We start from the raw sequence: 26,307 nt of genomic DNA on the forward strand, positions 1-26,307 counted from the left end.
GGCACGGAGCGGTCCCGGCGCTCCGGTAGAGTTGTCGCGATCGCGCCCCCGACGGTGTGCGGCGCATCGGCCCCTCCCGCCTGTCGCGCTGCCCCGAAGGATCCACTGTGCCGAAGCCTGTCGTGCTCATCGCCGAAGTACTCTCTCCCGCCACGATCGAGGCGCTCGGCCCCGACTTCGACGTCCGCCACGTCGACGGTACCGATCGCGAGGCGCTGTTCGCCGCCCTCGCGGAGTCGGACGCGGTGCTCATCCGCTCCGCGACCCGCATCGACGAGGAGGCGCTGTCGCACGCGCCGAAGCTCAAGGTCGTCGCGCGGGCCGGTGTCGGCCTCGACAACGTCGACATCAAGGCCGCGACCGCGGCCGGCGTCATGGTCGTCAACGCCCCGACGTCGAACATCGTCTCGGCCGCCGAGCTGACGGTCGGCCACATCCTCAGCCTGGCCCGCCGCATCCCGGTCGCGCACGCCTCGCTGTCCGCCGGGCAGTGGAAGCGCAGCTCCTTCACCGGTGCCGAGCTCTTCGAGAAGACCGTCGGCATCGTCGGACTGGGCCGGATCGGCGCTCTCGTCGCCGCTCGCCTCGCCGCCTTCGACATGCGCGTCGTCGCGTACGACCCCTACGTCACCTCGGCGCGCGCCCAGCAGCTCGGCGTGCAGCTCCTCTCGCTCGACGAGCTCGTCGCCGAAGCCGACTTCCTCACGATCCACATGCCCAAGACCCCGGAGACGACGGGCATGATCGGCGCGGAGCAGTTCGCCGCCATGAAGCCGACCGCGTTCGTCGTCAACGTCGCCCGCGGTGGACTCATCGACGAGGAGGCGCTGCACGAGGCGCTCGTCGCCGGCGAGATCGCCGGGGCCGGCCTGGACGTCTTCACCTCCGAGCCCCCGGCGGAGGGCGGCAGCGCCCGCGCCCTGCTCGACCTCCCGAACGTCGTCGTGACCCCGCACCTCGGGGCGAGCACGGAAGAGGCGCAGGAGAAGGCCGGCGTCTCGGTCGCGCGCTCGGTGCGGCTCGCGCTCGGCGGCGACCTCGTCCCGGATGCGGTCAACGTCGCGGGCGGCGTCATCGACCCGTACGTGCGTCCCGGCATCACGCTCGTGGAGAAGCTCGGCCAGATCTTCGCCGCGCTGGCCACGTCGCCGCTCACGAGCCTCGACGTCGAGGTGCACGGCGAGCTCAACGACTACGACGTGAGCGTGCTCAAGCTGGCTGCCCTCAAGGGTGTCTTCACGAACATCGTGAGCGAGACCGTGTCGTACGTGAACGCGCCCCTCCTGGCGGAGCAGCGCGGCATCGCGGTGCGCCTGCTCAAGGACGACGTGAGCGAGGAGTACCGGAACGTCATCACCCTCACGGGGGCGCTGTCCGACGGATCGCAGCTCTCGGTGTCGGGCACGCTGACCGGACCGAAGCAGGCCGAGAAGCTCGTCGGAATCAACGACCACGCCCTGGAGCTGCCGATCGAGAAGCACCACGTCGTCATGCTCTACACCGACCGCCCCGGCATCGTGGCCGTCTACGGGCAGAAGTTCGGCGAGGCCGGGATCAACATCGCCGGCATGCAGATCTCGCGGCTCGCGGCCGGCGACCAGGCGCTCAGCGTGCTGACGCTCGACTCGCCCGTGTCCGAGGAGCTGCTGGACGACGTGCGGGGCGCCATCGACGCCGACCTCTTCCGTCAGATCGAGATCACCGAGGTCTGACACCCCAGAGCGGGGGAGAAGGGCGGGAGCGCGATGCTCCCGCCCTTCTCCGTATCTGCAGCCCTATCCGGCGTCAGGCGGTGGCGCGCAGCACGAGCGCGATGAGATCGGCGAGCTCGTCGCTCCGCGGGACCAGGCGCTCCGGCCCGTGCACGTCGAGAGAGTTGTTGAAGTAGAGGCCGTCGCTCACGAGCATCACGAGGTCGAGGCTGGCGGTGTCGCGGACGTGCGGGCGGATCGTCTCCGCCCAGCGACGCCGGGTATCCCGGAGCATGTCGGACGCGGCGGACGAGCCGCCCTGGGCCAGCCGGGTCGTGGCGATCAGCGCCCGATCGAGGGCGTCGTCCTCCATCACCGAGGTCCGCACGTAGTACGCGACGGGACCTTCGTCGGCGGTGCGCATGCGCTCCAGATCGAGGGTGGTCAGGTGGTCGAGGCGCTCCAGGAGCCCGGCCTCGAGGTCGTCCTTGGAGCGGAAGTGGTAGAGCAGGCCGCCCTTCGACACGCCGGCGGCCTTGGCCGTCGCCTCGAGCGTCGCGGCGCGTTCGCCGTCGTCGATGAGGATCGCCTCGAAGGCGTCGAGGACCTTCTCGCGGGCGAGGGGTGGGCGGGGCATCGTTCATCCTCTGAGCGGGATCGGGAGGGCGGCATCTGTTACTATACCAGCCGGACGGTTTAGTAACGAGCGGTCCGCAGGAAGGAAAGGTGTTCCATGACCCGTACTGCGTCGATCCCGACGACAGAGACGGAAGCTCCCCGCGTCGGGGCTCGGGGGTGGGCGGCGCTCGTCGTCCTCATGCTCCCGGTGCTGCTGGTGTCGGTGGACAACACGGTGCTGAGCTTCGCGCTGCCCGAGATCTCGATCTCGCTCGCGCCGAGCGGGGCCGAACAGCTGTGGATCATCGACGTCTATCCGCTCGTGCTCGCCGGACTCCTGGTGACCATGGGGACACTCGGCGACCGCTTCGGGCGTCGTCGTCTGCTCCTCATCGGCGCCACCGGTTTCGCCGTGGTCTCCGCGCTGGCCGCCTTCGCGCCGACCGCGGGCCTGCTAATCGCCGCCCGCGCCCTGCTCGGCTTCTTCGGCGCCATGCTGATGCCGTCGACCCTGTCGCTGCTGCGATCGATCTTCCAGAACCGCGACCAGCGCCGCATGGCCATCGCGGTCTGGGCGTCCGCGTTCTCCGCCGGGTCCGCGCTCGGCCCCATCGTCGGCGGCTTCCTCCTCGAGCACTTCGCGTGGGGTTCGGTGTTCCTCATCGCCGTCCCCGTCCTCATCCCGCTGCTCATCGCCGCGCCGCTGCTCGTGCCGGAGAGCCGTGACCCGAACCCGGGCCGCATCGACCCGCTCAGCATCGCCCTCTCGATGGCCGCGATGATCCCGGTCGTCTACGCGATCAAGTCCTTCGCGGTCGACGGTCCGTCGCTCTACGCCGGGGGATGGGCGCTGCTCGGCCTCGTGATGGGGGCGCTGTTCGTGCGCCGTCAGCTCCGCGCCGACACCCCGATGCTCGACATGGCGCTGTTCCGCCGCGGGTCGTTCTCGGGGGCGATCCTGGTGAACCTGCTCAGCGTCGTGGCCCTCGTCGGGTTCCTCTACTTCGTGTCGCAGCACCTGCAGCTCGTGCTGGGACTCTCGCCGATGGTCGCGGGCCTCGCGCTCGTGCCGGGGATGGCGGCCATGATCGTCGCCGGACTCACGGTGGTACCGATCTCGCGGCGGGTTCCGCCGCACGTGCTCATCCCGGCGGCGCTGGTGTTCTCCGTCGCGGGGTACCTCATCGTCGCCTTCACGACGCACGCGCACGGCGTGGCACCGCTCATCCTCGCCTTCGTCGTCCTCGGCATCGGCATCGGTGCGGCCGAGACCATCTCGAACGAACTCATTCTCTCCAGCGCTCCCGCGGCGAAGGCGGGTGCCGCGAGCGCAGTGTCCGAGACGGCGTACGAGCTCGGCGCCGTGCTGGGGACCGCGATCCTCGGCGGCATCATCACCGCGTTCTACCGCGGCGCGCTGGTGCTGCCCGAGGGGCTTCCGGCCGAGGTGGCCCGCGCTGCGCAGGAGACGCTGGCCGGTGCGTACACCGCCGCCCACGAGCTCCCGGCCGCGCTCGGCGACACCCTGTGGCAGGCGGCGGCCGACGCGTTCGGCTCGGGAGTCACGGTCACGTCGCTCATCGGTGCGGGCCTCGTCGTCGTCGCGGCGGTCATCGCGGCCGTCACACTGCGCAAGGCACCCACGCACTGACCACTACGCTGGGGGGACCGGCCCGTTCGACCCGCGGTCGCGCCGCGGCCGGTCCACCCCCGTGCAGTGCGCAAGGAGTCTCATGTCGCGTGTCGTGAAGCTGGCCGTCATCCCGGGTGACGGCATCGGTCCCGAGGTCATCGCCGAGGCGGAGAAGGTGCTCGACGCCGTCACCGCCGACAGCGCCGTGACGTTCGACAAGACCCGCTTCTCGCTCGGTGCCGGCCGGTACCTCGAGACCGGCGACACGCTCACCGACGACGACCTCGCCGCGATCTCTGCACAGGACGCGATCCTCCTCGGCGCGGTCGGCGGCACGCCGGGCGACCCGCGCCTGAAGGACGCGAACATCGAGCGCGGACTCCTGCTGAAGCTCCGGTTCACCCTCGACCACTACGTGAACCTGCGCCCCTCGAAGCTCTTCGCCGGAGCGCCCGGTCCGCTGTCGGACCCGGGCGAGGTCGACTTCGTCGTGGTCCGTGAAGGGACGGAAGGGCCTTACGTCGGCAACGGCGGAGCGATCCGGAAGGGGACACCGCAGGAGGTCGCGAACGAGACGTCCGTGAACACGGCGTTCGGCGTCGAGCGGGTCGTCCGTTACGCCTTCGCGCTTGCCGAGCGCCGCCGTCAGAAGCTCACCCTCGTGCACAAGACCAACGTGCTCGTGCACGCCGGTGCGATCTGGCAGCGCATCGTGAACGAGGTCGCCGCCGAGCACCCTGACGTCGCCGTCGACTACCTGCACGTCGACGCCGCTACCATCTTCCTCGTCACCGATCCGTCGCGCTTCGACGTGATCGTGACGGACAATCTCTTCGGTGACATCCTCACCGACCTCGCCGGCGCCGTCACGGGCGGCATCGGCCTCGCCGCCTCGGGGAACATCAACCCCGATGGCGCCTTCCCGTCGATGTTCGAGCCCGTGCACGGCTCGGCTCCGGACATCGCGGGCCAGCAGAAGGCCGACCCGACCGCCGCGATCCTCTCCATCGCGCTGCTGCTCGACCACCTCGGCCTGACGGCCGAGTCGGCGCGTGTGAGCGCCGCGGTCGAGGCGGACATCGCCGCCCGCAGCGGTGCCCGCACCACCGCGGAGATCGGCTCCGCGATCACTGCCCGTCTCTGAACGGCGGGCGTAGGCTGACAGGGCGCGAGGATGCGCCCACCCCACGAGGATTGGATGACGACATGACGACGATCGACGCCGAGACGAGCGTGGCTCCCCTGGAGTTCGCCGTGACGAAGAACCTGAACGCGGCCTCGCCGGCACGCGTCGCCGAAGTGCTGGAGAACCCCGGTTTCGGGGTCGTCTTCACCGACCACATGGTCGACATCTGCTGGTCGGCCAAGGGCGGCTGGCACCGTCCGCGCGTGCAGCCCTACGGCCCGATCCCGCTCGACCCCGCGGCGTCCGTGCTGCACTACGCGCAGGAGATCTTCGAGGGCATCAAGGCCTACCGGCACGCGGACGGTTCGATCCACACCTTCCGTCCCGACCGCAACGCCGCGCGCCTTCAGGCGAGCGCCCGCCGCCTGGCGCTGCCGGAGCTGCCGACGGAGTACTTCATGCAGTCGCTGCGCGAGCTCATCGCCGTCGACGGCCGCTGGGTGCCCTCCGGCGCCGACCAGAGCCTGTACCTGCGGCCGTTCATGTTCGCCAAGGAGGCCTTCCTCGGTGTGCGCGCGGCGCAGAAGGTCGCCTACTACGTGATCGCGAGCCCCGCGGGCGCCTACTTCACCGGAGGCGTGAAGCCCGTGCGGATCTGGCTCTCCGAGGACTACGCCCGCGCGGGACGCGGTGGCACCGGCAAGGCGAAGACGGGCGGCAACTACGCCTCCAGCCTCCTGCCGCAGGCCGAGGCCAGTGCGAAGGGCTGTGACCAGGTCGTGTTCCTCAACGAGAACCGCGATGTCGAGGAACTCGGCGGCATGAACGTCGTGTTCGTGTTCAAAGACGGTCGTGTCGTGACGCCGGAGTCGGACAGCATCCTCGAGGGCATCACGCGCGACTCGCTGCTGCAGCTCGCCGAGGACCGCGGCTACACGGTCGAGAAGCGTCCGATCTCGATCGACGAGTGGCGTGAGGGCGTGGCCTCCGGTGACATCGTCGAGGTGTTCGCCTGTGGCACGGCCGCGGTCGTGACCCCGATCGGCGCGCTCGTGGGCGAGGGCTTCGACGAGCCGCAGCCGCTGGGTGAGCTCGCGCTGTCGCTCCGCGAAGAGCTCACCGACATCCAGTACGGGCGCCGCGAGGACAAGCACGGCTGGCTGCTCCGCCTCGACGCCTGATCCGATTCCCCGAGACCCCGTCTCCCCGCCGACACCCCGCCGTGTCGCCGCGTGGAAGGCGGGGTCTCGGCGTGTACCCGGGGTCTCGCGCGCGGGGACGGTTCCTGCACAATGCGGGGGGAGTGGGGGAAGAGAGGTGGGGGGTGTGGAGAACGAGAGGTGAGGGGAGGAGGCGGGGGAGAGTGAGGGGATGTCGCGGCGCCTCTCGTTCTCCGAAGCCTGGGATCTCGTGCGATCGCGGGAGGAGGTCCTCGACACGGGGGTCACGGAACGGGAACTGGGGGAGGCGGTCGCGCACGGCAGGCTGCGACGGGTGCACCGGGGGGCGTATGTCGACGCGGAGGTCTGGGACGCGCTGTGGCCGGAGGGGCGACAGCTCGTGCGGGTGTGCGCCGTACGACGGGCCAGCGCCGGCGGAGGTCCGGTGTTCTCGCACCTCTCCGCGGCGGCGCTCTGGGGGCTGCCGCTCGTGGGGCCGATCCGGGACGACGTGCACACCGCGATCCGCAGCCGTCGGCACAGCCGGACCGAGGCCGGGGTCGTCCGACACCAGATGGCGCTCGACGAGGGCGACATCGTCCGGCGGTACGGGCTCCGGTGCACGTCGTTGATCCGTACCGTGTTCGACCTCGCGAGGCTGCTGCGCCCCGAGGCCGTCGTCGCGGCCGGGGACGCGGCGCTTCGGATGGTCTCGATCGACGGACACGAGGTCGACCACGATGAGGTCGACGCCTGGCGGGCCGAGGTCGACCGGCTGTGTACGGCGGGGCTCCGGGGCGTGCGGCGCGCGCGGTGGATCGGAGCCTTCGCGGACGGACGGGCGCAGCTTCCGGGCGAGAGCGTGAGTCGCCTCCAGCTCCACCGACTCGGCTTCCGGGACATCGGTCTGCAGATCCCCGTCGTCGGCTCTGACGGCGCGCGGTACTTCGCCGACTTCGGCTTCCCGCGGTCGCGGGCCTTCGGGGAGTTCGACGGGGAGGACAAGTACCGGGATGCGGAGCTGCGGACGACGCCCACGACGACCGATGCGGTGATGGCGGAGAAGCACCGCGAGGACGAGATCCGCGGGGTCACGGGGTGGCGGGTGGTGCGGTGGGGCTCGCGGCACATCCGCACCCCCGAGGACCTCGGGCGCCGGCTCGCCGCGTTCGGCATCCATCCGCCCGGCTGAGGTCGGTTGAGCCCCCGGGGTCGCGTCGAGACCCCGCCTCACCTGCGCACGCAAGGTGGGGTCTCGACGAGAAAGCGGGGTCTCGACAGGGGAGCAGGGGATCTAGGGTGGAGTGATGAAGATCGCCCGGTTCAGCCACGACGACGCCATCATGTACGGGATCATCGACGACCGCGAGCTTGTGGTCCTGGCCGGGGACCCGATGTTCTCCGGGTACGAGACCACCGGCGCCCGCGTCCCGCTGACCGAGGTCACGCTGCTCGCGCCCGTGATCCCGCGCTCCAAGGTCGTCTGCGTCGGGAAGAACTACCACGACCACGCCGCCGAGATGGGGGGAGTGGCCCCCGAGGAGCCGCTGCTGTTCCTCAAGCCGAACACCGCCGTGATCGGCCCCGACGACGCGATCGTGCGTCCCGTCGCCCTCTCGGAGCGGACGGAGTACGAGGGCGAGCTCGTGGTCGTGATCGGGCGGATCGCCAAGAACGTGAAGGCGGAGAACGCCCTCGACCACGTGCTCGGCTACACCATCGGCAACGACGTCACGGCGCGCGACCTGCAGCGCAAGGACGGGCAGTGGTCGCGGGCGAAGGGCTTCGACACGTTCTGCCCGCTCGGCCCCGTGATCGAGACGGACTTCGATCCCGCACAGGCCACGATCGAGACGCGGGTGAACGGCGAGGTCCGCCAGCACGCCCCGCTCACCGACATGATCCACTCGGTCGCCGCAATCATCGAGTACGCCTCCGCGGTGTTCACGCTCCTTCCGGGCGACGTCATCATGACGGGGACTCCCGCCGGCGTGGGCACGTTCGAGGCGGGCGACACGGTCGAGGTCGAGATCTCCGGACTCGGCATCCTCCGCAACACCGCGCGCGACGCCGCTCCCACGTCATGATCGAGGTCGCCCTCACGGCGACGCAGCAGCAGGCGGTCCAGCGTCGCACCGTGCTCGTGCTGTCGCTGGGGCAGGTGCTCGGCGGCATCGCGTTCGGAGCCACCGTGTCGCTCGGTGCGCTGCTCGCCGCGGACATCTCCGGCAGCGACGCGCTCTCCGGACTCGCGACGGCGTCGGTGACCCTCGGGGCCGCGGTCTGCGCGATCCCGCTCGCCCGGATGGCCGCGCGGCTCGGACGGCGTCGTGCACTCACCCTCGGCAACCTCTTCGCCCTCATCGGCATCGCCGTGGTGATCCTCGCAGCATCCGTGCGCGTCTTCCCGCTCCTGCTCGTTGGCATCCTGCTGATCGGTGCGGGGAACGCGGGCAACCTGCAGTCCCGGTTCGCGGCCACGGACCTCGCGGCCCCGCAGCATCGTGGGCGCGACCTCTCGATCGTCGTGTGGTCCACGACGATCGGCGGCGTGGCGGGGCCGCTGCTGCTCGGTCCGGGGGAGATCGTCGGCCAGGCGATCGGCATGCCGCCGCAGACCGGCTCGTACGTCTTCTCGTTCGTCGCGCAGTGCGCGGCGCTCGCGCTCTATCTCGTCGCCCTCCGACCCGATCCGCTGCTCGCCGCGCAGCGACTCGCGCAGGCGGCGGCCGCCGCGACGAGCGCCGCCGTGGCGGACCGCCCGCGCGTGGCCCGCTACGCGATCTTCGCGATCGCGGGGTCGCACGTGGTGATGGCGTCGGTCATGGCGATGACCCCCGTGCATCTGTCCCACATGGCGCACGGCGCCCACGGTGCGGCGGCGACCCCGGCTGACGTCTCAGCGCTCGTCGGGATCACCATCGCGCTGCACGTCGGCGGCATGTACGCGCTCTCTCCGGTGTTCGGCGTGCTGGCCGACCGCTGGGGGCGGCTGCGCGTGGTGCTGCTCGGGCAGGCTCTGCTCGGCGGCGCCCTCGCCTTCGCCGTCTTCACAGGCACCGAGGCGTGGGGTGTCATGGTGGCGCTCATCCTCCTCGGCCTCGGGTGGAGCGCCGCCACGGTCGCCGGCGCCGCCCTGCTCACCGAGGCCTCGGCCCCCGACGTCCGCACGCGGCGGCAGGGACGCAGCGACTCGCTGATGAGCCTGTCGGCCGCCGCCGGCTCCGTCCTCGCCGGCATTGTGCTGTCGAACTTCCAGTACGCCGGGCTCGGCATCGCGGCCTCCGTGCTCGTCCTCGCGATCGTCGCGCTGTCACCGCTCGCCCGGAGCAGCGCGCGGTGAAGGCCTGGGGTGGCGTCGGGGAGGCCTATGCCGCCTCGTACGCGGCCTTGTGCGCGGGGACTTTCGACGTCCTCGCCGCCGCCCTCGGACCGGCGGAGGGTCGCAGCCTCCTCGACGTCGGGGCGGGGGAGGGTGGCCTCGCGGTCCGCTTCGCCGGCCTGGGGTGGGACGTCACGGCCTGCGAGCCGGAGCCGACCATGCGCGCCGTCGCCCGCCGGCGGCACCCGACGCTGCGCATCATCGACGGCGGCCTGCCGACGCTGCCGTTCGCCGACCGCGCCGTCGACGCCGTCGTGGCGAACTTCGTGTTGAACCACGTCTCCTCCCCGCGGACCGCCGCCCGCGAGCTGCGTCGGATCGTGCGGGGACAGGTCGCCGCGACGACCTGGACCCGTTCGCCGTCGTGGTTCTGGGCCGAGGTCGTCGAACGCGCGGGGCTGCGGCCCTCTGCGGGGGAGAGGCTTCCGGCGGAGGAGGACTTCGATCGCACCGCGGACGGCTTCGCGGCCATGCTCGTCGACGCCGGACTCCCGGAGGTGTCGGTCGGCGAGCACACCTGGACCTGGCACGCCGACCCGGACGCCCTGTGGGTCTCGGTCGAGGGCGGTGTGGCCGGCGCCGGGGCGCAGTATGCGGGGCTCTCCTCTGCCGAGCGATCCCGGTTCCGTGCCGGGTTCGAGGAGACGGTCGCCGCGCATCGGGTGGGTGCGGTGCTCCCGCTGGAGCACCGCGCGGCCGTGGCGGTCTCGCGCCGGGGCTGACCGGCCCGCACCCGTAGAATCGAAGGGCTATGGCTACTCCGCATCCCCTCACCACGACCGCCAGCGGCGCCGACGTCCGCGTCCGCTTCTGCCCCTCTCCGACGGGGCTGCCGCACGTCGGCATGGTCCGCACGGCTCTGTACAACTGGGCGTATGCCCGTCACAACGGCGGGAAGATGGTGTTCCGCATCGAGGACACCGACGCCGCACGCGACAGCGAGGAGAGCTTCCGCCAGCTCGTGGACGCGCTCACGTGGCTGAAGATCGACTGGGATGAGGGCGTCGAGGTCGGCGGCCCGCACGCCCCGTACCGCCAGTCCGAGCGGCACGACATCTACCGCGAGGTCATCGACAAGCTGCTCGCGACAGGCGCGCTCTACGAGAGCTACTCGACGGCCGAGGAGATCGACGCCCGCAACGAGGCCAACGGCCGCGCGAAGCAGCTCGGCTACGACAACTTCGACCGTGACCTCACCGATGAGCAGAAGGCCGCCTTCCGCGCCGAGGGCCGGCAGCCCGCCCTCCGCCTGCGGGTGCCGGATGAGGACCTCACGTACGTCGACCTGATCCGCGGCGAGGTCACGTTCCCCGCGGGGTCCTTCCCGGACTTCGTCGTCGTGCGCCCCAACGGTGTGCCGTTGTACACCTTCGTGAACCCCGTCGACGACGCGCTGATGGGCATCACCCATGTGCTCCGCGGCGAAGACCTCATGCCGTCCACCGCGCGGCAGCTCTCGCTCTACGCCGCTCTCATCGACGCGGGTGTGACGACGTTCGTGCCACGGTTCGCCCACATGCCGCTCGTGCTGGGGGAGACCGGCAACAAGAAGCTCTCCAAGCGCGACCCGCAGGCCGATCTGTTCCTGCACCGGGAGCGCGGCTTCATCCACGAGGGCCTCCTGAACTACCTCGCGCTGCTGGGCTGGTCGATCGGCCCGGACCGCGACGTCTTCTCGCTCGACGAGTTCATCGCCGCGTTCGACATCGAGAACGTGAACCCCAACCCGGCCCGCTTCGACCAGAAGAAGGCCGAGTCGATCAACGGCGACCACATCCGCATGCTCGACGTGAAGGACTTCGCCGAGCGCACGGTGCCGTACCTCGCCGCGGCCGGCCTGTTCGACGAGCCGACCCACGAGCAGCTCGTCCTCGCCTTCCGCGCGGCGCCGCTGGTGCAGGAGCGCGTGCAGCTGCTGGGCGAGGTCCCGGGCATGCTCGGCTTCCTGTTCCGCGACGAGGTGTCGTACGACGCGGATGCGCTCAAGGGGCTCCCGGCCAACGCGGCCGAGGTGCTGGACGCCTGCGTCACCGCCCTGGAGCCGGTCACGGACTTCACCCCGGAGAAAATCCAGGAGGTGCTGTCGACGGCGCTCGTGGAGAACCTCGAGCTCAAGCCGCGTGTGGCCTACGGGCCGCCGCGTGTGGCCATCACCGGCCGCCGCGTCTCCCCGCCCCTGTTCGAGTCGATGGAGCTGCTGGGCAAGGACGAGTCGCTGCGCCGCTTGCGCGCGCTCTCGGCGTTCCTCGCGAACTGATGCGCGACGCGCCCGAGCGGCGACACGGCACCGGTGGTTTTGGTGATCGGTCGCCGCTCGGGTAAGCTTGACTCTCGGTGCGAGGCTCCGGTTTCGCCCTTGGGGTATGGTGTAATTGGCAACACGGCTGATTCTGGTTCAGTTGTTCTTGGTTCGAGTCCAGGTACCCCAGCCAACAGACAAGCCCGGAACTCCGCAGCAAAACGGAGGATCCGGGCTTCTGTTGTTTCCGGCGTCGGCGTTGCATCCCCGGTAGATCCCCGGTAGCCGCGCGGGTCGGAGTGCGTACTTCTGCCAGAATGTGCGGGTGGACATTCTCAGCTTCTTGGCTACGTACGCCATACCGCTCTTCGCGATTGGCTCCGCGCTATGCGGTGCGTTCGTCGGAGGCTTGATCGGTCGGAGCAACGATAAGCAGAAGCGAATTGCAGAGTTGAAGCGTGAGGTGTTGCTTGAGTCCCTCGATAACGCATATGAGTTTGAGGACGCCATGCGCGACTTCACGACGAATGCGTCGCTGGGCGGCTCGGATCCCGAGGCTGATGCGGCTGGAGCAGCTGCACTGGAAAGGGCTCTGGAACTGAACAAGGAGATGCGCCGACTCCGGGGGCGCGTCGCTGTCGTCGGATCCCAAGCGATTGTTGACTCCTTTGGTGCATTTCAGACTGCAACCGACACCTTCATGGATGAGTGTGCAAGGCAGATCAATACGGATGGGATCTTCCGCGGTGAAGAGGCACAGAAGTTCCATAAGGAGTATGCCCAGGCTTTGGACAAGTACGTCAATCGGACGCGACGCGAACTCGGAATTCGCCGCTCGGTGAACGCGAAGAACGAACGCCGCACGGATGCTGTGCAGGTTGAGGCTTTGTCTCAGGCCCAGTGATCCCCGGAGGGCGGTCAGCCGATGCGCGCCAGAGCGGGACGGCTGGCCAAGGCTGCTAGGCGGTCCATGTCGTCGGTCAGGTCGTCGTTGAACAGGTGCAGGTAATGCTTGTACATCGTGGTGATGTCGGCGTGCCCCATGAACTTGGCGACGCGCTCGATAGGTAGACCGGCGCTCGCGCACGGCTTGGGTTTAACCGCCGCGCGCTGTTCGGCCAGCCACGCCTCCACGTCCATCGTGGTGAGCTGCGAGATGCGCCGGTTCCCGAAGGTCGGATAGATGTGCAGCTCATACGTGGCCGCGTTGTCGCGCCGTTGCTCATGCTTGCAACCTCGGGGGAGTAGCTCATAGTGAAGCGTCCTATGCCGAGACTCACTACCCGCGACTACCTCACGCTCCGCCACTTCCTCATCGAGCTGTGGAGTGAGAGCGATGGTCAAGCATTCGGGGCCCTCCCTGGATCCGCGCAGCGCGACCTCCACGACTACTTCGCTCCCACGGTTCCGATAACCGATCGCGACGCACTCGCCCACCGCAAGCAGATGACCAAGGTCTTCCCTTCTCTGCCTCAGGAGGACGGTCGACACTTCGAAGCCCTCCGCGCCAGTCTCGAGGGGCGTCCGAACCAGATGGTCGACCGCCATCGTGCCAAGATCACCCGCGCGTTCAAGGTCGGTGGCAGGACGCGCACGATCCGCATCGCCGCCGATCACGTCCACAGATCGATACTCATTACCTCGCCAAGGCGCTGCTCCAGCTCGTCAAAGAGGACGACGGCACGGTCATGAGGAAGGCGCGCCGTAGGGAAGCCCGGCAGGAGCGGCGGCGACGATAGCGTCTTGACTAAGGTCGGCAAGATCTTCATAATCGGGGCATATATGACTACTACGGTATGTAAGACGGGGGCAACAGGAAGTGCCTGATAAGGGCCCGTTTTCTGTTGACCCGCAGCAGGTCGAAGGGCTCGAAGGCTCGGCCTTCGCGGATCTAGTGGGACGCCTGCTCGAAGCCGGGTTGGCGAGTGCCGGACTTGCGGGTGCTGCCCTCACACAGACGTACCGTACGAACGCACCTGACAGAGGTGTCGATGCAGGGCTCGCCTCTGATCTCGCTACTGTCTGGGTTCCTCAAGGACAATCAGCGTGGCAGTTCAAGGCTGGCGATCTCGCACCAGCCGCATGCAAGACAGAACTCCTTGAGGCAACCGCAGCCCTTGAGATCCTGACGAGTGGCGGCTCCTACCGGTTAGCCCTCGGACGGTCGCTGACTCCTGTCCAGATATCTAGACGAAAGTCGGCGCTGGAGGCGGCTGCTCGTTCGGTTGGCATCGCCGTCAACCCCGGAACTATCGAAGTGTTGAACGCCGATCATCTTGCCCGATGGGCGGAGGTCTACCCAGCGGTTGCGATCAGCCCGTTGATTCGCGGTATCGGCATTATCGGCCAGACCTTTGATGAGTGGTCGGCATCGGTCAGTCATAAGACGACTTGGGTTGCGTCTGACGCACGCGAAAAGCAGATCGAAAGCTTGCGGGAAGCCATACAGTCCGGTGACGAGTCCGGCGTACATGTCGAGGGCGTAAGCGGACTCGGAAAGACCCGACTAGTCATGGAGGCGCTCCGAGGCCAACCCAATCAGGCCCTTGTGATCTATGTGCCGAGCGAAGACCAGTTCACTCCGGCCGTCTTGAGTCAACTTCAGACGCAGGGGCGCTCAGCCGTGATTGTGATCGATGAGTGCGATGCAAAGCGTCATGACATCTTTGCCGCGATGCTCCAGACGGGTACGAAGATCCGACTCGTCACCGTTAGCGAACCGTCTCAGCGTGCGGCCCGAGCGGCGACGCTCCAAATCACGGCTTTCGAGGACGCGCCGCTCACTGAGCTCTTGCAGAAGAACGTACCGACACTCTGGCCGGAAGCGACCCGGGTCATTGTCGAAGTGTCTGCGGGGAACATCGACTACGCACTGAAGTGTGCGAAGGCACTCGTTGCCCAACGCCCTGGCACCGCGCGCCAACTGATCGACCCCAACGACATCCGCCAGTTCATTGTCGATGAACTTCCTGGAGGGACACTTTTTTTAGCATCATCCGCCCTCGCCCTTTTCAGCCGAATCGGCTTCGACGCTGAACTCGCGTCGGAACTCTCAATACTGAGCGAGGGGCTCGGCGTACCTGAGTCCGATCTTCGGGCCGCGGCAGCGGACCTCGCCTCACACGGCTTACTCACGACACAGGGACGCTATCGAAGTGTCGGCCCCAACCCCGTCGCAATTTACCTTGCCTCAAACGGGTGGACAGAGTTTGGATCACGCATCGTAATTGACCTCCTACCCAAACTCTCCGAAGACCTCACTGAACGCCTCTTCCGACGCGCTGCCGAGATTGGCGATTCCACATTGCCTCGCGCAGTCATCGATCAAATGCTTGGTGCCGATGGTCCACTCAGCTCACTTGAAGCCGTAGCAACAGACCGCCGCGGGAATCTGCTGGATCACCTCGCGATTCTCTCGCCTGAGAGGGTGTCGGGTCGGATTGCTGAGCTACTCGCGGAAACGGAAGATGACGACCTGCGCAAGGCTGAGGGCGCACGACGGCCACTGGTGTGGGCACTGCAGAAGCTTGCATGGCATACCTCAACCTTCACTGAAGCAGCCGATTCCCTTCTACGACTTGCTCTCGTAGAAAATGAACCCTTCTCCAACAACTCGACAGGTGTCTGGGTGGACCTGTTCGGAACGATGCTGCCGTCAACAGCTGCGTCTCCGGCCGAACGCCTCGCCTATCTGCAATCGAAGGCCGCGAAAGGTCGTTCAGAAATCCGTGCGCTCGTAGTTAAGGCCGCGCATCGGGCGCTTGATTCCCACGAGCACACGACGGTGTCAGGAGAGCTTCAAGGTGGAGTCGTGGTTGAACCTCGCGGTGCGCCCAAGACTTGGGGCGAGTCTTGGGAGTACCGCAACGCCATCATCGACATCCTCGGTTCTCTCAGCGGCGATTCGGACGCATACGTTGCAGCGTCCGCCGTTGAGGCGCTCACGGACGCTATTCACGCTTCCCTCGGTCAGCCCGTGCTTCGAGACCATCTGGCGTCGACCCTTGCAAGCCTTCCTCCCGAGCAGCTCCAAGACGCTCGTGCGAAACTTGCAGACCTTGCGTCGCTGTACGACCGCACTGGTGACGAGAAGCATTTTGCCGAAGACATCGACGCCATCCTTGCTGCCCTGCCCGCTGGCACTCTTGACGACCAACTCTGGGTGTTCGCGCACGCATCGCCATGGGACAGGCGCAACGGCGACATCGAAACTGACTTCATCAACGCCCTGGAGGGGACGGAATCCGAGTCCGCCACGGCCAAGCTTCTCGCACTGCTCGTGAAAGAGGTACCCACCGACTTCGTTATCGGGAGGGTGCTTGCAAAGCGTGGTGCAAATATCGCCGCCACCGCACCTACGCTGCTCGCGCAGTTGTCGGGCCCCAACGCTCGCGCATTGGTAGGGTTCCTCGTTGGTCTGGAGGAGGCAACTCCTGGCACTTACGACGAGTACGTTGACCAGCTAAACGCCGATCCGATCACGAAGCTTCGTCTCACCACGCAAGGTCCACGCACTTTGCGCGCTGAAGCACGAGCAGCAGAGCTTCTTCCAGAAATCTCTGTCGCAGAAGGCGCTCGCGCAGTCTTCTACTGGCTGCGTGAGACCAGCGACGACGACCTACTTCGCCTCTACATCAATGACTGGAGGACCCGCGTCGAATCGGAGGATGACTATCGCGCACTCGTGGACTTCCTTGCGTTCGAGCTACATGATCGACCGGAAATCTCACCAGAGCTTCAGGCTGCGATCGAAGAGATCGTCGAGCTTCGGCCTCGGTTCCCAGTGCTCGGTCAACAAGAGTACGACTGGTCTCAGCTCGCAGAACGACAGCTCGAGAAGGACCCGGCCAGGATCGTTCGGATTCTCGTTGAGCTCGTCGAGCAAGACGCGATCAGTATGTACTCCGGCTCTCAAGAGAAGGGACTCTTCGGCCGAGCCCTGAAGCTCGCAGGAAAAGAAGTCTGGATCGAACTCCTTGACCGGCTTGCGAAGCGTGAGTCGTGGAAGCTGGCATTCTCTACGCGAGGTTGGGTTGCCGACATCATCGATCTTGATGTGATCGAAAGCTGGGTTGGCGACTCGATAGATCGCGCCAAGACCGTGGCCTCGGTTGCTTCTGTGGGTTCAGACGAACTAAGTCCGGTCGCGTCTTTCCTTTTGAGTCGCTTCGGAGATGAGCGAGGGGTAACGTCTCCGCTAGTCGGTGAGTTCGTCTCTGGGATGTGGTCAGGGAACGAGTCGGACCGGATCAAGGGCCAGATTGCTCAGGTGAAGCGCTGGGTCGCTCAACCCGGTCAATCTGATGGTGCTAAGCGGTGGTGTCGAAAGCTGCTTGAACACCTCGAGTCTCGGCTGGGAGATGTACTCCAGGGCGAGCAGGAACACGATTGGTAGTGACGCAGCGCGGTCCCGCCTAGTTCTTGCGGCGAGGCGCGCTTGCTCTCAGTTTGCTCCGCATCGATGCAGTGCTCTCAAGATTGCACCGTGCGACTGTCCGTACTTTTTCTCGAGTCCCGCCATCGTGGCGCCGGCTTCATACTCGCCCGCCATCGCGGCTGCCTCGTCGTTACTCACCTTCCGTTTGGAGATGGCGACACCTTCCTCGCGCAGCATTCGCGTCAGTGCCGAGTTCGCAACATCCAGTTCGCGAGCAAGGGACCGAGTACTCTAACCCGCCCTGACACGGCGGACGAGCTCCGCGACTTTGATGCTGCCGAGTCGCTTGGACAGCTCGTGGCTTCGGTACACATTTGGTGCGCTCAAACCATCGTTTCGATCACCAAGAACCGCGAGATTCCGCAGTTCCACAAGGTTGACTGGCAGCTCCAAAGGGTTTGAGTAGAGGTCAGCGATGTCAGCACTTCGAAAACCCCCGCTCCGGCGGGGGTTTTGTCGTTTTCCGGTACGGGGCCTCAGCTTCTCACGCGGCTTCGAGGAAGGGCACGTACCGATAGCCCGTCTCGTCGAGGATCGATACCGTCGATTCAGGGACCTCTGTGAATGCACCGGGCAGATCGTTGAGGGGCTCGGACACGATCACGTGCGCCCGGCGGCCGAAGACGCGAAGCCGTTCGGCATCGGGGTACATCCGGCGAAGAGTCTCGATGTCGGTGGAGTGGAAGAGGGAGCGGGAGCGCCCAGCCGTCGAGTACCGGAACGCCCAGACGGTGGTGCCGTCGGACACCGCGAAGGTTCCCTGGACCGGGAAGCGGACGCCATGCTCGCGCCCCACGCGCTCGGCCTCGCGGATGGCCGCCCGCATGCCCGCGATCGGATCGTCCTGGAGGCCGAGGGTCAGGGCGAGGTAAAACAGCACCTCCGAGTCGGTGGTGCCCTGGATCTCCGGGTAGAGGGAGGGATCGACGGCGAGCGTGAGGTCGCGTTTCACGCTCAGGAAATCCGCCAAGCCGCCGTTGTGCATGAAGAGCCAGTTCGCGTGCCGGAACGGGTGGCAGTTGGTCTGCTGGACCGGCGGCCCGGCGGCAGCTCTCACATGGCTGAAGAACAGCGGGCTGCGGATCGTGCGGGAGATCTCGCGCAGGTTCAGATCGTTCCAGGCGGGCTCCATGCTGCGGAACAGTGCAGGCTTCGGAGGCTGCCCAGAGTCGTCACCGTTCGACGCCGGATACCAGCCGAGGCCGAACCCATCCCCGTTCACGGTCTCCGCGCCGAGGGGCGAGTCCAGGGACTGCGCCACGAGGGAATGTCGCGCGTCGAGGATCACCTCCGACGGGTGCAGCGGTTCTCCCACGTACGCCAGCCACCGACACATGTCGACACCTCGTCCCCGACCCGATCACGTCTGTGCCCGACGATACGCTCGGTCAGCCTCCCCGGCGAGACCCGCGGATGGCTGACCGGCTACTCGCACTCCCCGAGGAACCCGAGATAGCACACGGCCTCATGCGTGACGGCCGGTTCGGCATCGTCGTTCGAGACCTGCCGCGTCGCCGTCTCGGGCGTCCGGGTGAGGTGTCCGAAATCGCCGAGGGAGGCCACGTACATCCCGTCCGCGTCCTCCGCGATCATCCGGTCGATCTCGGCGCGGTGCTGGGCGCACAGGTCCGCGGCGGCGGGGACGAGCTCGACCCCGGCGCAGGCGCCCGAGTACTCGGCCTCCATGAGGCCGATGCAGTCTGTCCAGTCCTGGTCCACCGCGCACGGGCTCACGCCGTCGTCGGCGACGAGGTACTTGCCGGTCTCGTACTCCTCGCTGTGGAAGGTCTCGGGCTTCTCCGGCACGTCGATCTTGGTCCAGTGGCGCGCGGTCGTGAACGCGAACACCGTGACGATCGCGGCGATCAGCAGCAGCGCGCCCACGATGCCGAGCGTCACCCAGAGTCCCACCCGGCTCTTCCGCTCCGGGCCCTCCGCGGGCGCGGGGGTCCACGGGGCGGCGGCGGGTGCCGGCGGGGGTGCCGCGGCGAATCCCGGCGCGGCGGCGACGGGGAGCTCGTGTCCCCCGAGCGGTGCCGCCGCCGCAGGGGCGGTCGGCGCCGCGGCCGTGGTCGCGAGGAAGTAGTCGTACCAGGCCCGGCTCGCCTGCTCGTCCGCGGCGACCTGCTGCGCCTCGGCGTCGGTGAGCACGAGGCCCCACGCGTCACGGGCCGGTGCATGGGGGAGGGCGGAGCGGAAGTCTTCGAACGACACGGGCATGCTCGCAGAATATCGGCTTCCTCCTCGAGACCCCGCGGTCATCCGATGTCCCCGGCTCCTGGAACAATGACGAGGTGATCGGTATGAGGTCTTTCTGGAACGCGTTGCCCACCGAGGGGCGCTGGCTGCTGTCGACCGTGGCGATCCAGACGCTCGGGCGGGGGATGACGCTGCCGTTCACCATCATCTACCTCCACGAGGTGCGCGGCTTCGACCTCGGGTTCTCCGGGGCGCTCATGAGCCTCATCGCGATCACGGGGCTCGTCGTCACGGGCCCCGGCGGTACGCTCATCGACCGCTTCGGCGCCCGCCGTGTGCTGATCGTGGGACTGCTCGCGATGATCGCGGGGTGCACGCTCCTCGCCTATGCCACGCATCCCGCCGTCGCGACGGTCGCGGTCGTGCTCATCGGGATCAACTTCGGGGTCTCCTGGCCCGGCTTCAACGCCCTCATCGCCTCGGTGGTCGACGGCGAGGTCCGTCAGCAGTACTTCGGCGTGAACTTCGCCCTCGTCAACCTCGGCATCGGCGTGGGCGGGATCATCGGCGGCTTCTTCGTCGACGTGACGGAGCCGTCGACCTTCACCGCGATCTTCCTCATCGACGCGGCCACGAGCCTCATCCCGCTCGCTCTGCTCCTCGGCCCGCTCCGGCACGTGCGCACGCAGCCGGACCCCGACCCGTCGGTCACCACCGAGGGCGGCTACCGGGAGATCCTCCGCCGACCGGCGGTGCTGTGGATGACCCTGCTGACCTTCTTCTCCGTCTTCATCGGCTACGGACAGATCGAGGCGGGCTTCCCCGCCTACGCCCGTCAGATCGCCCAGGTCTCGACCGCCGTCGTCGGCATCTCGTTCGCGGTGAACACGGCCGTCATCGTGCTGCTGCAGTTCGCCGTCCTCCGGCTCATCACCGGGCGCCGGCGCACCAGGGTCATGCAGGTCATGGCGCTCATCTGGGCCGTCTCCTGGGTCATGCTCGGCGCCGCGGGCCTGCTTCCCGACTCGGTCACGGCCGCGATCGCGGTGATCGCGTTCATGGGCGTGTTCGCGTTCGGCGAGACCATGATGCAGCCGACGATCCCGGCCATCTACAACGATCTCGCGACGGACCGCACCCGCGGGCGCTACAACGCCCTCAACTCGGCGGCCTTCCAGGGCGGCGCCATCCTCGGCCCGCTCGTTGCGGGGGTGCTCCTCGGCGTCGGCGTCAGCGGCTGGTTCATCGCGGTCATGGTCGCGGGCAGCCTCGCCGTCGGCGTGCTGGCGGCGGTGCTGGAGCGGGTGCTCCCGGCAGCGGCCAACGGCAGCAGCGCCGAGGTCCATCGAACGGACGAGGTCGAACGGACGCCGCCGGTCTAGGCTCCGAGCATGGCCCTCGAACCGCTCTTCCTCCGTCTCGACCGGATCGCGGGTGGGCGGCAGGCCGGCGTGCTGATCAGCGACGCCGGTCGCACCCATCCGCGGACCGTCCGTGCCTTCACGTGGATCCTCTGGCTGCTCGTCGCCGAACTGGTGCTCGGGGTGGGCGCCGTGGTGGTCGCCCTGGTGCTCGCCGCCGACGGCGACAGCGTGCCCTTCGCCGTGTGGATGCGCACCCTCGTGGTGCTGGCGATGACGGCGACGCTGTTCTACTTCGCGTGGCGCGCGCGTCGCGGATGGCGCTGGGCCTACCTCCGGCTGCGACTGTTCGCACAGATCTTCCCGGTCATCACGCTCGTCATGGCGGCGATCCCCGGCCTCTACCCGGTCTGGATGGTCACCGAGCAGATCGTCTTCAGCCTGATCATGATCGGGATCGCGGACTTCCTCACCAGCGACCACATGCGGGCGGTCTTCGCGAAGGACGCCGACGCAGATAGCACGCGGGCAGGGTGAGACGCCACTCCCTTCCCGCCGAGACTGCGGTCACTCCACACTCGGAGGAGCTGCACGGCGGGAGGAGAGACGCATGGCGCGACTGGTGCGAGTGGTACCCGGCCAGGACCCGGGTTTCACACGGAAGCGGACGAGCTCGGGATTCCGGTACGTCGATCCGACGGGGGAGCCGGCGCCCGAGGCGGATCGCGAACGCATCAGCGACCTGGTGATCCCGCCGGCGTGGCAGGACGTGTGGATCGCGGCCGACCCGCTCGCGCACATCCAGGCCGTGGGGATCGACACCGCCGGGCGCAAGCAGTACCTCTACCACCCGCTCTGGCGGGTCTCCCGCGACCGTCGCAAGTTCGTCCGTGCGCTGGACCTCGCCGCGGCCCTGCCCAGCGCCCGGGCGCAGGTCACCAAGGCTCTCAAGGAGGACGGGCAGACGAAGGAGCGAGCCCTCGCGATCGCCTTCCGCCTCCTCGACGACGCCGCGCTGCGGATCGGTTCCGAGCGCTACCTGGCGCGCCACGGCAGCCGGGGCCTGACCACGCTCCGCCGCCGCGACGTCCGCATCGACGGCGGCGACGTCGCCCTCTCCTTCCCGGCGAAGAGCGGACAGACCGCCGCGATCGAGATCACCGACGAAGCCCTCGCCGAAGCTCTCACCGACTTCGCGAGCGGTGCCTCGAGCGCCTTCCTCTTGGCGTACCGGAAAGGCCGGCGGCGGGTGAAGATCACGCCCGCCGAGGTCAACACGTACCTCAAGGACGTGCTCGGGGCCAGCTTCTCGGCCAAGGACTTCCGCACCCTCCACGGCACGATCATCGCCGCGGACGCCCTCGCCCGCATCGGAGCCCTCGACCGCCGCGGTCAGCGGAATCAGGCCGAACGCCTCGCGGTGCAGGCGGCGGCGACCGCCCTCGGCAACACGACCGCGGTCGCCCGCAACAGCTACATCGATCCCCGCGTGTTCCGGCAGTACGGTCGGGGCCGGACGCTCGATCTCGACGTGACCCCGGAGACCGCGATCCGGCGACTGCTGGGCGGACCGGAGACGTCGCGCAAGGTCAACCGGCGAGGAACAGGGCGGCGCGGCTGAACGCGCCGACGCTCCCCGATCGCCCCCGGGAAGATGCCAGGATGGGGGGATGCACACCGCGAACCTGACCCGTGAGGAGACCGCGGCGCGATCCGCTGCGATCACCCTGCACCGCATCCGCGTCGAGCTGGACCTGACCGGAGCCCCCGAGCGGGCGCGCACGGGTTTCCCGACCACGACCGTGCTGGAGTTCGATGCGACCGTCCAGAGCACGTGGCTGGACTTCATCGGCGAAGAGGTCGTCCGCGTTGAAGTGAACGGCGAGGAGCGGGACGTCGTCTACGACGGGGCGCGCCTGACGATCGACGGCCTCGCTACCTCGAACGTCGTCCTGGTCGAGGCGGTCGGTGCCTACAGCCGGTCGGGGGAGGGCCTGCACCGGTTCCACGACCCGGCGGACGATCGCACCTACCTGTACACCCAGTACGAGCCCGCGGACTCCCGCCGGGTGATGGCCTGCTTCGAGCAGCCGGACATGAAGGCGGAGTACACCTTCGTCGTCGACGCGCCGTCCGGGTGGGAGGTGCTCTCGAACCAGTCGCCGGCTCACGTCGACCTCGGCGTCGGCGTGCAACGGGTGCAGTTCGCTGCCACGCTGCCGATCTCGAGCTACATCACGGCGGTCGCAGCCGGCCCCTATGCCCGCGTCGACGGGGAGTGGACCAGAGACGAACAGCGGGTCGCCCTCGGGGTGTTCGTCCGCCGCTCGCTCGTCGACCACCTCGAGGCCGACGAGATTCTCGAGGTCACCCGGCAGGGGCTCGACTTCTTCACCGACGCCTTCGCCTATCCCTATCCGTGGGGCAAGTACGACCAGATCTTCGTCCCCGAGTACAACCTCGGTGCAATGGAGAATCCCGGTCTGGTCACTTTCACGGAGGGCTACCTCTCGCGCGGCGCCGCCACCGAGGCGCAGCGGGCGAGCCGGGCCAACACGATCCTCCACGAGATGGCGCACATGTGGTTCGGCGACCTCGTCACGATGACGTGGTGGGACGACCTCTGGCTCAAGGAGTCGTTCGCCGACTACATGGGCTCGCACGCCTCGGCGGTGGCCACCCGGTTCCACGACGCCTGGGTGACGTTCGCCATGCGGCGCAAGGCCTGGGCCTACCAGCAGGACCAGCTCCCCACGACGCATCCCATCGTCGCCGACATCCCCGACCTCGAGGCCGCGAAGCTGAACTTCGACGGCATCACCTACGCCAAGGGCGCTTCGGTGCTGAAGCAGCTCGTCGCGTTCGTGGGCGATGACGCCTTCTTCGAGGGGGCTCGCCGGTACTTCGCCGCCAACGCCTTCGGCAACACCACTCTCGACGACTTCCTCGTCGAGCTCAGCGCGGTGTCCGGGCGGGACATGACCGACTGGGCAGCCGCCTGGCTGCAGACGACGGGCGTCTCGACGATCTGGACGGAGACCGACGACGACGGAGGACACCACCTCGTGCAGGACGATGTGCGTCCGCACCGCCTGCGGATCGGGCTGTACGACCGCGTGGACGGCCGCATCGTGCGGCGGGAGCAGCGGGAGCTGGACCTGATCGGGGAGCGCGTCGACATCGACCTCCCCGAGGCCGATCTCGTGCTGCTCAACGACGACGACCTCACCTATGCGAAGGCGCGCCTCGACGAGCGGTCGTTGCGCACCGTCGAGGAGTCCCTCTCCGACATCGAGGACCCGCTCGCCCGTGCGCTCGTGTGGTCGTCGCTGTGGAACGCGACCCGCGACGGCGAGCTCGACGCGGCCCGCTTCGTCGCGATCGTGCGGGCGCACGCGCCGCGGGAGTCGAACGGCGGTCTGCTGGCCGCAGCGCTCCTCGACGCCGCTTTCGCGCTGCGGCATTTCGTCCGCGACGACCGACGCGACGCGGAGCAGCGCGCTTGGACCGAAGCCACGTGGTCGGCGCTGCAGCAGGCGGACGCCGGCAGCGACGCCCAGCTCTCCTGGGCGCGCGCGCTGGCGGCGGCCTCGGCCTTCGACGACATCCATCACGCCGAGGTCCGTGCCCTGCTCGACGGCGATGTGCCCGAGGGGCTCGTCGTGGATCCCGACCTGCGCTGGCAGCTCCTCACGGCCCTCGTGACGACCGGCCGCGCCGATCTCACGGACATCGCCGCGGAGGAGGAGCGGGACGACACCGGCGACGGACGCACCGCCGCCCGCCGCGCTCGTGCCTCCGTGCCCGACGCGACGGTGCGCGCGGCCGCCTGGACGGCCGCATGGGATGACCGGTCTCTCACCAACGACCACCTCGATGCCGAGATCGCGGGCTTCCGCGCCGGCGGCCGCCGCGACCTCATCGAGTCCTTCGACGAGGAGTACTTCGAGCGGATCGGGACGGCGTGGTCGGAGCGGAGCATCGAGATCGCTCGTCGACTGGTGATCGGTCTGTTCCCCGCGCGGTCCTCGCTGGACCTGGTCGATGCCTGGCTGTCGGCCAGCCCCGAGGCCCCGGCAGCGCTGCGACGACTCCTCATCGAGCAGCGCGACCACCTCGCGCGTGACCTGCGGGTGCGGGGCGCTCAGGACTAGGTCGCGGCCTCCACGGTCATGCCCATCACGGTCCGCACGATCCACGGATGGGCATGGTCATCGGCGATGTGGGTCATGCCGAGCTTCTCCGCCACGCCTCGTGACGCCTGGTTCTCGGGGTGGATGATGGCGGTGAGGAGGGTCGGTGCGAAGGTCTGCGCGACGAGGTCGACGCAGGCGCGCGCAGCTTCGGTCGCATAGCCGCGTCGTTGGCGGTCGGTGCGGACGTGATACCCGACTTCGAGCACGGGGGAGTCGTTCACCGACTGCCAGGTGAGACCGCAGTCGCCGAGGAACTCCCCGTCGTGCGTCTCGATGACCCAGAGACCGTGGCCGTCCTCGCGGTAGCGCTGCTGCATGCGCGCGATCCACGCGGCGGCTTCCGTTCGCGACTTCGGCGCCGGGTAGTAGGCCATGACCTCCGCATCCCCGAGGAGCGCCGCCATCTCGTCGAGGTCGTCGGCGGTCATCTCCCGGAAGGCGAGCCGCGGCGTCGGGGAGGGCAGGAGGCGTCGCGGTGCGGTCACAGATCCACGGCGTCGCCGGGTTCGAGCACGAGGAACTCGCCGCCGCCCTGCTCGGTCGCCCACTGCAGTCGCTGGCGGTGCATGTTCTTGCCGATCACGGACAGGGTCATGTCGTGCGTGCCGAACGCCCGGCGGGGCTTCACGGCGAGCACGTAGTCGATGGCCTCCCCGATCTTGAGCCACGGGGCTCCGAGCGGCGCGGCGAGGGTGCCGACCTCGACGCCCTCGGGCACCGCATACGAGTCACCGGGGTAGTAGAACGTGTCGTTGACGAGCACGCCCACGTTGTCGATCGTCGGGATCGACGAGTGGATCACCGCGTGCGTGCCTCCGAAGAAGCGCAGGGTGAAGGCGCCGACCTCCACGGTGTCGCCGGGGGAGACGACGGTCACCTCATAGCCCTCCGCCGCCTTCGCCACGCCCTCCGGCCCGAAGATCGGGGTCCCGGGGGCCGCGCGCAGGATCCGGTCGAGGTGCTCCGGCGTCCAGTGGTCGGGGTGCTCGTGCGTGAGCACGATGGCGACCAGTCCGCTGAGATCGTGCAGCGGCGCGGTGAAGGATCCCGGATCGATCAGGAGGGTGTCGTCGTTCTGGTCCAGACGGAGGGTGGCATGTTCGAACTTGGTGACGCGCATGAGACGAGTCAACTCCTTCCCGGGGGCTGCGGCAAACGGAGATCGGCGCGCCACGCCCGGGATCCTGGTTGGAGCGGCCTCGATTTGGCGCCATGAGAATCGCCGTGGCATACTTGAACGGTTGTCGCGGAACGGAAAAGTTCTG

21 protein-coding genes and 1 tRNA gene are annotated in these 26,307 nt (G+C 68.2%); 16 read left to right on the forward strand and 6 right to left on the reverse strand.

The genetic code is table 11. From position 1 onward, the window contains the following. The first annotated feature begins 107 nt into the window (after nucleotides 1-107). Nucleotides 108-1,712: a phosphoglycerate dehydrogenase gene (serA, locus tag BLU02_RS00685; RefSeq protein WP_060922662.1), complete on the forward strand. Its 1,605-nt coding sequence runs from the start codon at nucleotides 108-110 to the stop codon at nucleotides 1,710-1,712. Between the two features lie 73 nt (nucleotides 1,713-1,785). Here the strand turns inward: serA and BLU02_RS00690 are convergent, their stop codons facing one another. Beyond that, the gene (locus tag BLU02_RS00690; RefSeq protein ID WP_060922663.1) at nucleotides 1,786-2,328 is read right to left on the reverse strand and encodes a TetR/AcrR family transcriptional regulator; all 543 of its coding nucleotides are present in this window, start codon (nucleotides 2,326-2,328) and stop codon (nucleotides 1,786-1,788) included. A 96-nt stretch (nucleotides 2,329-2,424) separates the two neighbouring features. Here BLU02_RS00690 and BLU02_RS00695 point away from each other — a divergent pair, with 96 nt between their 5' ends. The 10 genes from BLU02_RS00695 (at nucleotide 2,425) to BLU02_RS00740 (ending at nucleotide 12,753) form a co-directional block, all read left to right on the forward strand. Then, a complete protein-coding gene (locus tag BLU02_RS00695; RefSeq protein ID WP_060922664.1) occupies nucleotides 2,425-3,960 on the forward strand; it encodes an MFS transporter in 1,536 nt (511 codons plus the stop codon). Between the two features lie 82 nt (nucleotides 3,961-4,042). Next, the gene (locus tag BLU02_RS00700; protein WP_060922665.1) at nucleotides 4,043-5,086 is read left to right on the forward strand and encodes a 3-isopropylmalate dehydrogenase; all 1,044 of its coding nucleotides are present in this window, start codon (nucleotides 4,043-4,045) and stop codon (nucleotides 5,084-5,086) included. A 62-nt stretch (nucleotides 5,087-5,148) separates the two neighbouring features. After that, on the forward strand, nucleotides 5,149-6,249 hold the full coding sequence (locus tag BLU02_RS00705; protein ID WP_060922666.1) for a branched-chain amino acid aminotransferase: 1,101 nt from the start codon (nucleotides 5,149-5,151) through the stop codon (nucleotides 6,247-6,249). Nucleotides 6,250-6,439: 190 nt separating this feature from the next. Continuing rightward, on the forward strand, nucleotides 6,440-7,420 hold the full coding sequence (locus tag BLU02_RS00710; protein ID WP_060922667.1) for a hypothetical protein: 981 nt from the start codon (nucleotides 6,440-6,442) through the stop codon (nucleotides 7,418-7,420). Nucleotides 7,421-7,535: 115 nt separating this feature from the next. After that, nucleotides 7,536-8,315 carry a fumarylacetoacetate hydrolase family protein gene (locus BLU02_RS00715; protein ID WP_060922668.1) on the forward strand — a complete coding sequence of 260 codons (780 nt, stop codon included), beginning with the start codon at nucleotides 7,536-7,538 and terminating at the stop codon, nucleotides 8,313-8,315. Beyond that, nucleotides 8,312-9,571 (forward strand): MFS transporter, encoded by a 1,260-nt coding sequence (locus BLU02_RS00720; RefSeq protein WP_083370843.1) that lies wholly within the window; start codon nucleotides 8,312-8,314, stop codon nucleotides 9,569-9,571. Before BLU02_RS00715 ends, BLU02_RS00720 begins: the two co-directional genes overlap by 4 nt. After that, complete coding sequence (locus BLU02_RS00725) at nucleotides 9,568-10,332, forward strand: class I SAM-dependent methyltransferase (protein ID WP_083370844.1); 765 nt, start codon at nucleotides 9,568-9,570, stop codon at nucleotides 10,330-10,332. The genes BLU02_RS00720 and BLU02_RS00725 overlap by 4 nt, the downstream gene beginning before the upstream one ends. Before the next feature lie 29 nt (nucleotides 10,333-10,361). Next, complete coding sequence (gene gltX / locus BLU02_RS00730) at nucleotides 10,362-11,867, forward strand: glutamate--tRNA ligase (protein ID WP_060923184.1); 1,506 nt, start codon at nucleotides 10,362-10,364, stop codon at nucleotides 11,865-11,867. A gap of 100 nt (nucleotides 11,868-11,967) precedes the next feature. Further along, a tRNA-Gln gene (locus BLU02_RS00735) sits at nucleotides 11,968-12,042 on the forward strand. Between the two features lie 132 nt (nucleotides 12,043-12,174). Continuing rightward, complete coding sequence (locus BLU02_RS00740) at nucleotides 12,175-12,753, forward strand: hypothetical protein (protein WP_060923185.1); 579 nt, start codon at nucleotides 12,175-12,177, stop codon at nucleotides 12,751-12,753. 14 nt (nucleotides 12,754-12,767) lie between these two features. Here BLU02_RS00740 and BLU02_RS00745 read toward each other — a convergent pair whose 3' ends face one another. After that, nucleotides 12,768-13,472 carry a hypothetical protein gene (locus tag BLU02_RS00745; protein ID WP_060923186.1) on the reverse strand — a complete coding sequence of 235 codons (705 nt, stop codon included), beginning with the start codon at nucleotides 13,470-13,472 and terminating at the stop codon, nucleotides 12,768-12,770. A 196-nt stretch (nucleotides 13,473-13,668) separates the two neighbouring features. Here BLU02_RS00745 and BLU02_RS17315 point away from each other — a divergent pair, with 196 nt between their 5' ends. Continuing rightward, on the forward strand, nucleotides 13,669-17,244 hold the full coding sequence (locus BLU02_RS17315; protein ID WP_157546952.1) for a hypothetical protein: 3,576 nt from the start codon (nucleotides 13,669-13,671) through the stop codon (nucleotides 17,242-17,244). Between the two features lie 526 nt (nucleotides 17,245-17,770). On the opposite strand, the gene BLU02_RS00755 is transcribed toward BLU02_RS17315, so the two are convergent. After that, nucleotides 17,771-18,622 carry a class II glutamine amidotransferase gene (locus tag BLU02_RS00755; protein ID WP_060923188.1) on the reverse strand — a complete coding sequence of 284 codons (852 nt, stop codon included), beginning with the start codon at nucleotides 18,620-18,622 and terminating at the stop codon, nucleotides 17,771-17,773. 89 nt (nucleotides 18,623-18,711) lie between these two features. Then, the gene (locus tag BLU02_RS17660; protein ID WP_083370845.1) at nucleotides 18,712-19,506 is read right to left on the reverse strand and encodes a hypothetical protein; all 795 of its coding nucleotides are present in this window, start codon (nucleotides 19,504-19,506) and stop codon (nucleotides 18,712-18,714) included. A gap of 83 nt (nucleotides 19,507-19,589) precedes the next feature. On the opposite strand from BLU02_RS17660, the gene BLU02_RS00765 reads away from it, so the two are divergent. The 4 genes from BLU02_RS00765 (at nucleotide 19,590) to pepN (ending at nucleotide 25,000) form a co-directional block, all read left to right on the forward strand. Then, nucleotides 19,590-20,867: an MFS transporter gene (locus tag BLU02_RS00765; protein ID WP_060923368.1), complete on the forward strand. Its 1,278-nt coding sequence runs from the start codon at nucleotides 19,590-19,592 to the stop codon at nucleotides 20,865-20,867. Nucleotides 20,868-20,876: 9 nt separating this feature from the next. After that, nucleotides 20,877-21,383, forward strand: a complete 507-nt coding sequence (locus BLU02_RS00770; protein ID WP_060923369.1) for a hypothetical protein — start codon at nucleotides 20,877-20,879, stop codon at nucleotides 21,381-21,383. A gap of 73 nt (nucleotides 21,384-21,456) precedes the next feature. Next, a complete protein-coding gene (locus BLU02_RS00775; protein ID WP_060923370.1) occupies nucleotides 21,457-22,467 on the forward strand; it encodes a DNA topoisomerase IB in 1,011 nt (336 codons plus the stop codon). 49 nt (nucleotides 22,468-22,516) lie between these two features. Next, on the forward strand, nucleotides 22,517-25,000 hold the full coding sequence (pepN, locus tag BLU02_RS00780) for an aminopeptidase N (protein ID WP_060923371.1): 2,484 nt from the start codon (nucleotides 22,517-22,519) through the stop codon (nucleotides 24,998-25,000). On the opposite strand, the gene BLU02_RS00785 is transcribed toward pepN, so the two are convergent. Continuing rightward, complete coding sequence (locus tag BLU02_RS00785; protein WP_231919612.1) at nucleotides 24,997-25,527, reverse strand: GNAT family N-acetyltransferase; 531 nt, start codon at nucleotides 25,525-25,527, stop codon at nucleotides 24,997-24,999. The genes pepN and BLU02_RS00785 overlap by 4 nt on opposite strands. Next, a complete protein-coding gene (locus BLU02_RS00790) occupies nucleotides 25,524-26,162 on the reverse strand; it encodes an MBL fold metallo-hydrolase (RefSeq protein ID WP_025103300.1) in 639 nt (212 codons plus the stop codon). Before BLU02_RS00790 ends, BLU02_RS00785 begins: the two co-directional genes overlap by 4 nt. Between the last annotated feature and the right edge of the window lie 145 nt (nucleotides 26,163-26,307).

Origin of the sequence: Microbacterium paraoxydans (assembly GCF_900105335.1) — a bacterium.
Taxonomy (GTDB): domain Bacteria; phylum Actinomycetota; class Actinomycetes; order Actinomycetales; family Microbacteriaceae; genus Microbacterium; species Microbacterium paraoxydans.

Bases quoted from the DNA above. Each gene is read 5' to 3' on its own strand.
- BLU02_RS00690 (WP_060922663.1), bottom strand. From the start codon at position 2,328: ATGCCCCGCCCACCCCTCGCCCGCGAGAAGGTCCTCGACGCCTTCGAG.
- BLU02_RS00695 (WP_060922664.1), top strand. From the start codon at position 2,425: ATGACCCGTACTGCGTCGATCCCGACGACAGAGACGGAAGCTCCCCGC.
- BLU02_RS00700 (WP_060922665.1), top strand. From the start codon at position 4,043: ATGTCGCGTGTCGTGAAGCTGGCCGTCATCCCGGGTGACGGCATCGGT.
- BLU02_RS00705 (WP_060922666.1), top strand. From the start codon at position 5,149: ATGACGACGATCGACGCCGAGACGAGCGTGGCTCCCCTGGAGTTCGCC.
- BLU02_RS00710 (WP_060922667.1), top strand. From the start codon at position 6,440: ATGTCGCGGCGCCTCTCGTTCTCCGAAGCCTGGGATCTCGTGCGATCG.
- BLU02_RS00715 (WP_060922668.1), top strand. From the start codon at position 7,536: ATGAAGATCGCCCGGTTCAGCCACGACGACGCCATCATGTACGGGATC.
- BLU02_RS00720 (WP_083370843.1), top strand. From the start codon at position 8,312: ATGATCGAGGTCGCCCTCACGGCGACGCAGCAGCAGGCGGTCCAGCGT.
- gltX (WP_060923184.1), top strand. From the start codon at position 10,362: ATGGCTACTCCGCATCCCCTCACCACGACCGCCAGCGGCGCCGACGTC.
- BLU02_RS00755 (WP_060923188.1), bottom strand. From the start codon at position 18,622: ATGTGTCGGTGGCTGGCGTACGTGGGAGAACCGCTGCACCCGTCGGAG.
- BLU02_RS17660 (WP_083370845.1), bottom strand. From the start codon at position 19,506: ATGCCCGTGTCGTTCGAAGACTTCCGCTCCGCCCTCCCCCATGCACCG.
- BLU02_RS00765 (WP_060923368.1), top strand. From the start codon at position 19,590: ATGAGGTCTTTCTGGAACGCGTTGCCCACCGAGGGGCGCTGGCTGCTG.
- BLU02_RS00770 (WP_060923369.1), top strand. From the start codon at position 20,877: ATGGCCCTCGAACCGCTCTTCCTCCGTCTCGACCGGATCGCGGGTGGG.
- BLU02_RS00775 (WP_060923370.1), top strand. From the start codon at position 21,457: ATGGCGCGACTGGTGCGAGTGGTACCCGGCCAGGACCCGGGTTTCACA.
- pepN (WP_060923371.1), top strand. From the start codon at position 22,517: ATGCACACCGCGAACCTGACCCGTGAGGAGACCGCGGCGCGATCCGCT.
- BLU02_RS00790 (WP_025103300.1), bottom strand. From the start codon at position 26,162: ATGCGCGTCACCAAGTTCGAACATGCCACCCTCCGTCTGGACCAGAAC.